The sequence below is a fragment of the Enterocloster sp. OA13 genome, assembly GCF_022440595.1.
In the GTDB taxonomy this organism is placed as follows: Bacteria; Bacillota; Clostridia; order Lachnospirales; family Lachnospiraceae; genus Enterocloster; species Enterocloster hominis.
Genome location: NZ_JAKNTF010000001.1, coordinates 6,925,373 through 6,934,247, shown reverse-complemented (window position 1 = coordinate 6,934,247; position 8,875 = coordinate 6,925,373). Strand labels below are relative to the sequence as shown.

The 8,875-nt window shown below is 47.6% G+C and carries 14 protein-coding genes; 3 read left to right on the top strand and 11 right to left on the bottom strand.

Going from position 1 to position 8,875, the window contains the following annotated elements; all coding sequences use genetic code 11:
• A partial coding sequence (locus MCJ35_RS31425; protein WP_240299774.1) for a hypothetical protein occupies window positions 1-258 on the bottom strand: 258 nt, incomplete at its 3' end.
• Window positions 259-450: 192 nt separating this feature from the next.
• On the opposite strand from MCJ35_RS31425, the gene MCJ35_RS31420 reads away from it, so the two are divergent.
• A complete protein-coding gene (locus MCJ35_RS31420; protein ID WP_025483580.1) occupies window positions 451-678 on the top strand; it encodes a helix-turn-helix domain-containing protein in 228 nt (75 codons plus the stop codon).
• Window positions 679-715: 37 nt separating this feature from the next.
• On the opposite strand, the gene MCJ35_RS31415 is transcribed toward MCJ35_RS31420, so the two are convergent.
• From MCJ35_RS31415 to MCJ35_RS31390, 6 genes are all read right to left on the bottom strand, one after another.
• Window positions 716-1,558 (bottom strand): NlpC/P60 family protein, encoded by an 843-nt coding sequence (locus MCJ35_RS31415; protein WP_025483581.1) that lies wholly within the window; start codon window positions 1,556-1,558, stop codon window positions 716-718.
• A 69-nt stretch (window positions 1,559-1,627) separates the two neighbouring features.
• Window positions 1,628-1,852, bottom strand: coding sequence for a hypothetical protein (locus MCJ35_RS31410; protein ID WP_025483583.1), 225 nt, complete (start codon window positions 1,850-1,852; stop codon window positions 1,628-1,630).
• A gap of 45 nt (window positions 1,853-1,897) precedes the next feature.
• Entirely contained in the window at window positions 1,898-2,158 is a 261-nt protein-coding gene (locus MCJ35_RS31405) for a phage holin family protein (RefSeq protein ID WP_025483584.1), read from the bottom strand.
• 41 nt (window positions 2,159-2,199) lie between these two features.
• Entirely contained in the window at window positions 2,200-2,565 is a 366-nt protein-coding gene (locus MCJ35_RS31400) for a hypothetical protein (protein ID WP_034576588.1), read from the bottom strand.
• Between the two features lie 23 nt (window positions 2,566-2,588).
• Window positions 2,589-3,035 (bottom strand): putative ABC transporter permease, encoded by a 447-nt coding sequence (locus MCJ35_RS31395; RefSeq protein WP_025483586.1) that lies wholly within the window; start codon window positions 3,033-3,035, stop codon window positions 2,589-2,591.
• On the bottom strand, window positions 3,016-3,756 hold the full coding sequence (locus MCJ35_RS31390) for a DUF4376 domain-containing protein (protein WP_025483588.1): 741 nt from the start codon (window positions 3,754-3,756) through the stop codon (window positions 3,016-3,018). Before MCJ35_RS31390 ends, MCJ35_RS31395 begins: the two co-directional genes overlap by 20 nt.
• 104 nt (window positions 3,757-3,860) lie before the next feature.
• Here MCJ35_RS31390 and MCJ35_RS31385 point away from each other — a divergent pair, with 104 nt between their 5' ends.
• Window positions 3,861-4,424 (top strand): hypothetical protein, encoded by a 564-nt coding sequence (locus tag MCJ35_RS31385; protein ID WP_240299773.1) that lies wholly within the window; start codon window positions 3,861-3,863, stop codon window positions 4,422-4,424.
• A gap of 3 nt (window positions 4,425-4,427) precedes the next feature.
• On the opposite strand, the gene MCJ35_RS31380 is transcribed toward MCJ35_RS31385, so the two are convergent.
• Window positions 4,428-4,967 carry a pyocin knob domain-containing protein gene (locus MCJ35_RS31380; RefSeq protein ID WP_240299772.1) on the bottom strand — a complete coding sequence of 180 codons (540 nt, stop codon included), beginning with the start codon at window positions 4,965-4,967 and terminating at the stop codon, window positions 4,428-4,430.
• 229 nt (window positions 4,968-5,196) lie between these two features.
• Between MCJ35_RS31380 and MCJ35_RS32630 the strand changes: the two genes are divergently transcribed.
• Complete coding sequence (locus MCJ35_RS32630) at window positions 5,197-5,559, top strand: gp53-like domain-containing protein (protein WP_488473326.1); 363 nt, start codon at window positions 5,197-5,199, stop codon at window positions 5,557-5,559.
• Between the two features lie 668 nt (window positions 5,560-6,227).
• Here the strand turns inward: MCJ35_RS32630 and MCJ35_RS31375 are convergent.
• From MCJ35_RS31375 to MCJ35_RS31365, 3 genes are all read right to left on the bottom strand, one after another.
• Window positions 6,228-7,223 (bottom strand): tyrosine-type recombinase/integrase, encoded by a 996-nt coding sequence (locus tag MCJ35_RS31375; RefSeq protein WP_240299771.1) that lies wholly within the window; start codon window positions 7,221-7,223, stop codon window positions 6,228-6,230.
• Between the two features lie 437 nt (window positions 7,224-7,660).
• Window positions 7,661-8,254, bottom strand: a complete 594-nt coding sequence (locus MCJ35_RS31370) for a hypothetical protein (protein ID WP_240299770.1) — start codon at window positions 8,252-8,254, stop codon at window positions 7,661-7,663.
• A gap of 3 nt (window positions 8,255-8,257) precedes the next feature.
• Window positions 8,258-8,872 carry a YmfQ family protein gene (locus MCJ35_RS31365; protein WP_025483593.1) on the bottom strand — a complete coding sequence of 205 codons (615 nt, stop codon included), beginning with the start codon at window positions 8,870-8,872 and terminating at the stop codon, window positions 8,258-8,260.
• Between the last annotated feature and the right edge of the window lie 3 nt (window positions 8,873-8,875).

Genomic DNA, 8,875 nt, shown 5'->3' with positions numbered 1-8,875 from the left:
ATTTGTGACTTTACTGTGTCTAATAGGGCGGCATATATAGGTATGAAATAGTATGAAATTGGCGGGTCCGGTCAATCCGGTTCCCGCCTTTTCCTTACTTTCCATGTCCATCCTGAATCCGTTTCCACACCTTCTCAAACTCATCTGGCGCCGGTTGCGGCACCTCATCATCCGGATGTGGTCTTTGGCCCACTCAAACTCCTTCAGCAGTTCTTCTGGTGGTTCTTCTGGCGGCTTGTCTTCCTGTTTCCTTTCCATACCGTGTCCCTCCTTTATAAGGACATTGTACGCCTGTCCAGCGCAAATGGAGCATGGTAAATTATGGTAGTTACCGTCTTTTCTTATATCCATCTCACAATCCCCCCTCGCTACATATTTTAGGCCAAATTGGAGTAAATTTCAATAGGCCAATACAGACTAAATTATAATGCTCTGTATTGGAGGATGATTATGAGATTGGAACGACTACGGGATTTACGGGATGACAAGGATTTGACACAGCAATATGTTGCGGATTACCTGCATATAAACCAACGGACCTATTCCAGGTATGAGAATGACCAACGGATGATACCGTTCCAGATTCTATCTGCGCTTGCTGATTTATATGACACCAGTGTTGATTATCTGATAGGACGGACAGATGTTAAGGATCCGTATCCCAAGAAGAAAAGGTAACATTACGGCGAGGACCGATAATCCCCGCCGCTTTTTATTACTCTCCTAGTCCTGGCCAGCGCAACGCCCCATCCTTATCCGGTGTTAGTGTCACAGGCTCCGTGGCCATCTTACCATCCGGCATCAGGTAATAGTAGTTGCCTCCACCGGCCTGCAGTCCCTGAACCATAGCCCCATCCGCGCCCAGGTAGTACCAGTCACCTTTGTACTGATACCAGGTATCGGTGACCATGTGGCCGGTGCCGTCAAACCAGTACCACTTGCCATCCGTATCAAGGTACCAGGAGTTGCGGACCGGCTCACCGGTATTTCCCAGGTAAAAGCTCCAGGCACCGTCCGCGCCCTGCTCCCAACCGGACTTCTTCGGCTGCTCCGGCTCCGAGGTCACATCATCCTGTATGTATCTGCGCACACACACCAGCCCCTTACGCCATCCTCCGGACGCCCAGGAGTTATACCGGCTCTTACAGTAGGCCACCAGGTCTTTATAGGATGGCCTGCCGCTGCCGTGGCCACAGATGATGCCGTTGCCACAGTACATCTCCACATGGCCTATCCGCAGGGGACGGCTGGCGTCCGTACCTGCAAACAGCAGCATGTCCCCCGGCCGGAGCCTGGACGTATCCGGGATGCCCTGGGCTATGTCCGCATCCACCGTGGTCAGCTTTTTGGACTGGTAGATGCCTGCGGTGTTAAGATTTCCGAACTCCAGTCCTACCGCCTCATAAGTCCGGCAGATGGAACTGCTGCAGTCACTGTAATAGTTGCCATCCTTATACCGTACGTAGCAGTAGTCCCTCAGGGACTGACTATATATGTTGCGGCCTATAATCTCTGCATATTTATCGATTACGGCCTGTCTACTTAATAATGCTGTCATATCTTTCCTCCAATCAAAATAAGGCCCAGGGATATCCCCAGGCCTGCCTACATCGTTGCGATATCGCAACTAATCCCGGACAATATTCCCGGATGCATCCACATGCCAACCGGATGCAATCACAAACTTCCCGGTATCATCGTGATAGTCAATCCCGTGGTCCGGGCCATCATACTGGGATTTAAGGGTGTCGTATTCAGGCGTTCCCTTGGCAGCCGCAATCTTTGCCTCCAGGTCAGGAATCTCTGCAATGTTAACAGGTTTCCATGGTTCATTCGGTAATGGATAATTCATTGTGTACCTCGCTTTCTTGGTTGATTAATAGTTACGAGCATTATATTACTGCTGACCCTCTATCATCTGTTTAAATGCCTGGTGCAGGCCTGTACTTGCAAGACCGCTAAAGGCCCCGGCCAGAATGATATCCGGACTTACACCGCCCATAATCCAAATGTTAAGCGCCGCTCCCAGTAGGGCCACCAGGGTGGGGATGTACTTGTTATCCAGGTCCTTCACCCACTTCTTGGTTATGTATCCGGTCACCAGGCAGATTCCTACAATGACTGCCACCGTGTAGTTACTCAAAAACGATAAATCCATAATCCATTCCTCTCTTTCTACTTGTTCTATGCTAAGTTTTATTAATACAAATTCTTAAGTGCCTGCTCATGAAGGAAATCCTTTTGCTCATGCTTGATTGTCTGTGCATACTCCAGTGCAGCATGCATATCTCCGTTGCAGTGTGCGTCAGGAATCCGCTGGACAGCACGAGCCGTTGCTTCCCCTAAAGCAATTGAAGCGCTTACACTTTTAATAATGTATAGTTCATTCTTCTCGCGCGTGGCTTCGCGCTCATCAAGAAGCTGCTGCCTTGCCTCACGCTCTGTTTTGTCTTTTTCATCGCGTTTATTGATTTCCCGTTGTATTAGCCAGAAACAGAACCCCGTGATTGCTGATGGTATGCACATGGCACCAACAAGCGCTGCGATACTGACACTTATATCCATGATTATCATATCCTTTCTTAGGTTTATCCATTAGGCCTGCGCCGTGTAATGCCTACGTTATAACGCGGCCGCTCCTCGCCCCACCACCGATACCGCAGCCAGTCATCCAGCACTATCCCGGCCAATGACACCGGCAGCCAGAGCAGGCAGTACTGTGGGCATATCTGCCCCAGGACGTTGCCCGGCAGGCCGCTGTAGTCCCATACGCCCCAACCCAGCCACAGATTGACGATGCACCCGGTCAGGAACTCCAGCGCCGTCACGATGCAGGCGCCGGATAGTATCTGCTGCCACAGGGGCATGTCCCAGGGTAATACCTCATTAATCAGGCCCAGATTGATGAAACAGATGCCGCCCAGAAAGAACATCGTCCAATGGCTCCTGCCACGCCAGGCCATCTCCAGGATTATGTACAACAGCCCTCCGGTAGCCAACAGGGCTACGTACTTGTCAACCTTCCGGTGTGGCATCCGTTCCACCTCCTGCCATAGCGGCAATCTCCACCAGATACGCCTGCAGTACATCGGACTGATACTGTTCCGGCACATCGGCGCCGTAGAATATCTCGGTTACCTCATCCGTGGTCTGGCAGCCAGCAATCCACATATTAAGTGCATTACAGTAAGTGGTGTGGTAGGACACATGCCACATGGCCGCCTGGATGATGGCCTGCATGTCTGCCTCGCTGTAATACCTGCAGGGCTGCCCATCGGCATGGTACTCCAGCTGAGTTGCCCCGGCAGTTATCTGGCTCAGCTTGCCGAACAGGTTAAGCTGGTCCTCGATGGTCAGCGCATAATGCTCCACGCTGCCATCAGCCAACGCCACGTTGATACCGGCATAGATAAGCCGCTCACACTCCGCTGCCACCTCCCGGCGCTTGCCTGCCTGCAGCTCCTCCAGTGTCGGGACATAAGGCTCCGGAGGCTCCCCTGGTCCATCCGGCGTCTCAGGCGCCTGATACACGCTGCCATCATTGGACAGGTACACGGTCTGGCCATCGTCCCGATATACCGTGTCATACCCGGTCAGGGTTGCTGCCTCCGTGCCATCCTCGGTGTAGATGGCGATGTCTCCCCAGGAGATGGGCACGGGGCCGGCAAACACAATCTGCATGACATTGGGAGACATGGGGCGGATACCCTTAATCTCATACAGCGGCTCATCCTTTCCTATTCTGATTTTTTCCATGTTTTTACCTTCTTTCTGCATTTTTATGTATTATAAAAGGCCCTTGGAGGGCCTGAATTTTCGTTTTTGCTGTGTGTTATACCAATTTAGATGTTAGAAATGCAGTGGTTGATTTGCTTGCAACTGCTAATATTGGGCCATCTGGTAGACGGATTGTACAATGCAATGAAAACACGCTTAATACACCGTATGAGGCAGGACTGACCAATGGTAAAAGTGGCACAGCATACATCAACATGTCATCTGTCGATTATGGGACAATATTATATATCGTATCTGGGACTAATCGGATATTTTTGCGGTCCAAAGATAACGGAATCTGGAGTAATTGGGGTGAACTCTTAAAAAAAGCGGATTATGAAGCAAAAAAAATCACTAATTCTTACGGCCTTACAATAGTTTTATTTACGTTTGGCAGTGATACTATTAAAGCAATAAAAATCGGGGGATATGTAAATAAAGCCCTGTCAGCGGGTACAGCATATACTATTGCTACTAATACTGAGGTCAAATCCCGCGTGGAATGGTATCACAATATACATTGTGGTATCAACGGAATAAATACAGTTGCCTATCTGCGTATTACTACAGATGGAAATATTGTACTTACGCCACAAACAACAATCGCATCTGGGGTTGGCATAAATATCGCAGAGTATTATGTATAATAATCATTTTCTTACAGCTATCCACATCACTGATGTAGCCTGGATGGGATCTGACCTTGTTAGATATATTTTGCACCCTGTAGATGTAGCATCCAAAACAGATGCCGAAACTACATTGGGACCAGATGTTATTGGGCTCACAACAATAACTGGCATAGCGCTATATGGTATGGGGAAGGTTATCTGCTTATAGGTGGGTTTATTTATTCCTGTCGGTGTTATTGAAACGGAGCCAGATTGGATATCCGCATTTGTAAGCGGGAATACCCAAGGCCCCCAACCAGCTTCTCCTACGTTTGTTCTCCAAAATTCCGTGCAGCTCTTTGTATTATAAATGATTTTCTGTTTAAAAAAGTTTCCATTAGTGGCACCGGTAGATCGTTCTACGTGCAGTACAAAACCACCATTAGAGGCAGGACAATTAATCAATGTGGCTGCTGTTTCGGCACTAAAACATACAAAATTACCAAATTCTGTATAATTATTTAGGTTAGCCCCCTTAGGTATCGTAACTGCATCTTTTAGCGAATAGTATTCTTTCAAATTGGTATTGCGCCCATCAGTATAAATATTCAGGCAAAACTCAGTTTTATGCATTTTCCGTAGTGTGTTCAATACCAATTTGGATAACCGTACTGTGGTTGCTGATTTGATTGCAGAAGCTGATGCTGGCCCTATTGGAAAACGGATTGTCAATTGCGGTGATAACACACAAAACACGCCATATAAAGCCGGTTTAACCACATTACAATCCGGGACTGCCATAATCAGTATGTCATCAGCAAATTATGGTACTATCCTATACATTGCAGCTGGTGCCGCGGATACGTTGTTCTTACGAGCAAAAGCTAATGGTACTTGGGGGGATTGGTTTAGGCTACGCTCAAATCGTGATTCCCAGGGAGGGACTGTGTCTATTACACCTACTGCCGTAAACCAATCGGCGTATAAAACGATAACATTTCCTATGGCTTTCGCAGCTGTCCCATCAGTTACTGTCACCCCGATGACATCGAGTCCAAATATGATATCCGCATCCGTTGCAAATATCACCTCTACAGGTTGCAGGATATATATATCACGGTCAGATGCAGCCCAAGCCGCATCCGTTGCGTGGATTGCCATTATGAGATAATACTAAAAATGACTATTTGGTTATGTAACAGACAGTTGCTCTGGCGAAATTGCTGTTTCCGGATGTAGCAGATGTACAAACCCTAATGTCTCCATTAATTGCAATATACAAATAATCTGTAGTATTATAGTTCCACTCAGATGTGCCTAGAACACACGCCGTGTTCACTTGAAACATTGGAAGATGTTTTTTTAATTTAGCTACGGGGCTATTATTAGAGTCAGGATATACGCCGTTATTTTTCTTAATAGTTAACACAAGCATAATCACATTCCCAAATTTTATCATGCCATTGTCCCCAGATAGGCTATATCCGCTATTAAGGGTAAGGTAATCATCAATTTTTAAGGAATCCGCGCTTGTAACAACATCCCCCTTTTTTATCCAATTCGAGTCATTGTCTATGGATGAAGTGTAGAGAGATGCAACACCCTTATTGGATAGATATAGACGCGTTTTTTGTCCATTATCATACAGGGTATCTAATCCGGTAAAAGGATTTCCTCGAGCTATTCTTTTTCCTAAATTGGTATAACGCCCTGAAGCCGTAAAATATATTCTGCATAACAATTCCGCGCAATTGTAACTGTGCTCAACATTCTCATCGGATACACGACAACTAAGCCTCCCATTTGGCAGGCTTCAAAAAATCTATGTTGTTTTAATCCTTATCCGGCAGCATACATATCGTACTCATATTTCATCTTTCCGGCGCCGTTTTTGGCATAGATACGCGTTGTCTCAACACTGGCATGTCCCATTATGTCACACAGTGTCGGCAGCGGCATCCCTTTATTCAGGGCGCGTGTTGCAAACGTATGCCGTAGCAGATGAGGAAATACCCGTTTTCCCAGCCCTGCCCGTTTTGCAATCCTACGTATTATGTTCTCCAGGGCATTCTTCTTTAGGCCTTGATGCGGCGCCCGGCTGGAAAGTATGACTGGACCGCTGCGCCGGTCACCCAGATATGTCTCAAGGTACTCTAACGCCCTCTCTGAAAAGAATACTATCCGTTCTTTCTGGCCTTTTCCGATTACCTTCACATATCCTGCCTGTAGGTCCATATTAGCCAAGTTCATGTTGACCACCTCGGATACCCGGCATCCAGTGGCCAGGAATAGCTCCAGCACTGCATTATCACGGATATTTGTGCCGCAGGCAATCCGCATCTTCTCCATTTCCCTCGGACTCAGTGCCTCCCTTATCTCTGCCACATACTTAATAGGGTCCACAGTTGCCATAGGATTACGTCTGATATATCCCCGGTCATGCAGGAAAGCAAAGAAGGAACTGGCTATGCGCCGCTTATGGTCCTTTGTACTGGCACTAATCTGACGTACTTGTTCATAGTAGTTCAGGCATTCCACCACATCCTCCCCCGTAATCTCCTGCACCGGCTTTCCCACATACACCAGTAGATCTGTCAAAAACCTCTGATATTGATTGACTGTACTGGCCGAGTAATTCTCAAACCGCATTTTTCCGATGAATATATCCAATTCCGGGAAGCTGATTACATTGGTGCTCACCCCAGTCTCCCTTTTGGCCACCTCGTAGTTCCGGAGCACCGCTGACAGTGCCCCATCAATCACCTGTAGCGCAGGCCGTTCCAACTCGTTGGACAGCCTGGCCATCAGTTCATCCTTTAATCTTACTTCATCCATCCTAAATAGCCCCTTTCCTTATGATTTTGTGGTACCTTAATCATAAGCCAGGGGGCTTGATTTGGGCAATTTTCTTTACTGTGCGCAATACCAATTTGACTATGTGCTTCACCGAAGTAATCAATCTCTGCCAGAATGCATCCGGCGTCATCGCATTGTCAGACAGCGTATATAACTATAAGATGTTACAATTTGAGAACTCCAACTTTGGATTTTCCAGCAGTCCTATCTATGGCGCTCAGCCCATAATTCGTGCAGGAACAGTAAGCGTATCCGGTGATGCGATGGTCTTATGCTGTGGAGCTTGGACTGTATCAAACAATGGTAAGACCCTTACACCGTCCTACATGGTTCAGGCCAATATTACAGCATCTGGAGTAACGTATTTTAACCGAAATGCCGGACTGACCTGGAATATAATTGGATATCGAAAGTAATCATCTTGTCCATTTACGAGTCCAACTCTTTCCGTCATAATAGTCATAGAAAATTTCGGTCTCGCTGATACCTAAAGACAGTATGACACCATCAGAAAACTGCTGCTGGAACGCCCATTTGTTTCTGTCGCTTCCATAGGCAATTACTTTTATTGGTCCATTTAATTCTATTTTAGTATTAGCTGTATTGGCTACCAGAGCTGTATTCGCCAAATTGGTATTGAGCACAGTATAAAGGTCCATCAAAGCCTTACCCTGTGCCGCCGAAAGGGGCAGTTTGGCATTATCCGTCACACAGTTGTTGACTATGCTGCCAATCAGGCAGACACCCGTCATCCAGTTCTTAGTGTCCTCAAAAAATTTCTTGACCTTCCCCAGGCATGTCTTCGGCTTCTCACCGGCCACTGGGACCGGGAAATCTGTGGTTATGTTATCCAGCGTCTTTACCGTCATCTCAGATATATCCCCACCGGAGGATTCTGCCTTCTTTTTCAGCGCTGCGTCTACCACATCTGCGTTGTCATTGAAATCCTGTATATCAACCGGGTCCGTACCTTCCGGCTTTTTTAGATTATAATTAGGTGTTAACTGCATATCCTATGCCTCCTTTAATGTCCTTACGTCATCCCAGGTCATGTCCCCAAGACGGTTCCATGTATATGGTTTCAGTTCGTTCCATGTGGTATATCGGTACTCAAACCGGTAGGCCAGATGCGCTGGCTTTATGTCCTCCAACATGGAGACAAATGCCTGCATGTTCCGGGGGATCCCTTTGATGCCGATAAACTGGATAATAAAAAAGTGATTGGGGTTATCCTCAATCACCTTTACCTCCCCGCCCGAAAAGGCCGCGGCCGTATCCTCTATCATCTTCCGGGTTGTGGTCCCCTGGCCCCGGAGCTTCGCCATGAGTATTTCCCGGCGCTGCTCATAGGTCAGGGACATGTTCGTGGCCACACCCAGCATCTGCTCCCATCTGGAAAGCCCCCAGGTGGCTGTCACGATATAGCATTGGTCAATCAGGTCCTCCAGGTTGTGCTGCAGCTGCCCTACCTCATACCCCTGTGTCCGGTATATCTCCTCCATCTCCCGGATTTCTGCCAGGAATGGCGGCGCATACCGCGCCAGGTCCACAAAATACTCCTCCGGGACAATGCTGCTTGAACCTTCCTGGGCGTACTGGCTACGGCCATATAATGTCTTCCCATACATGCC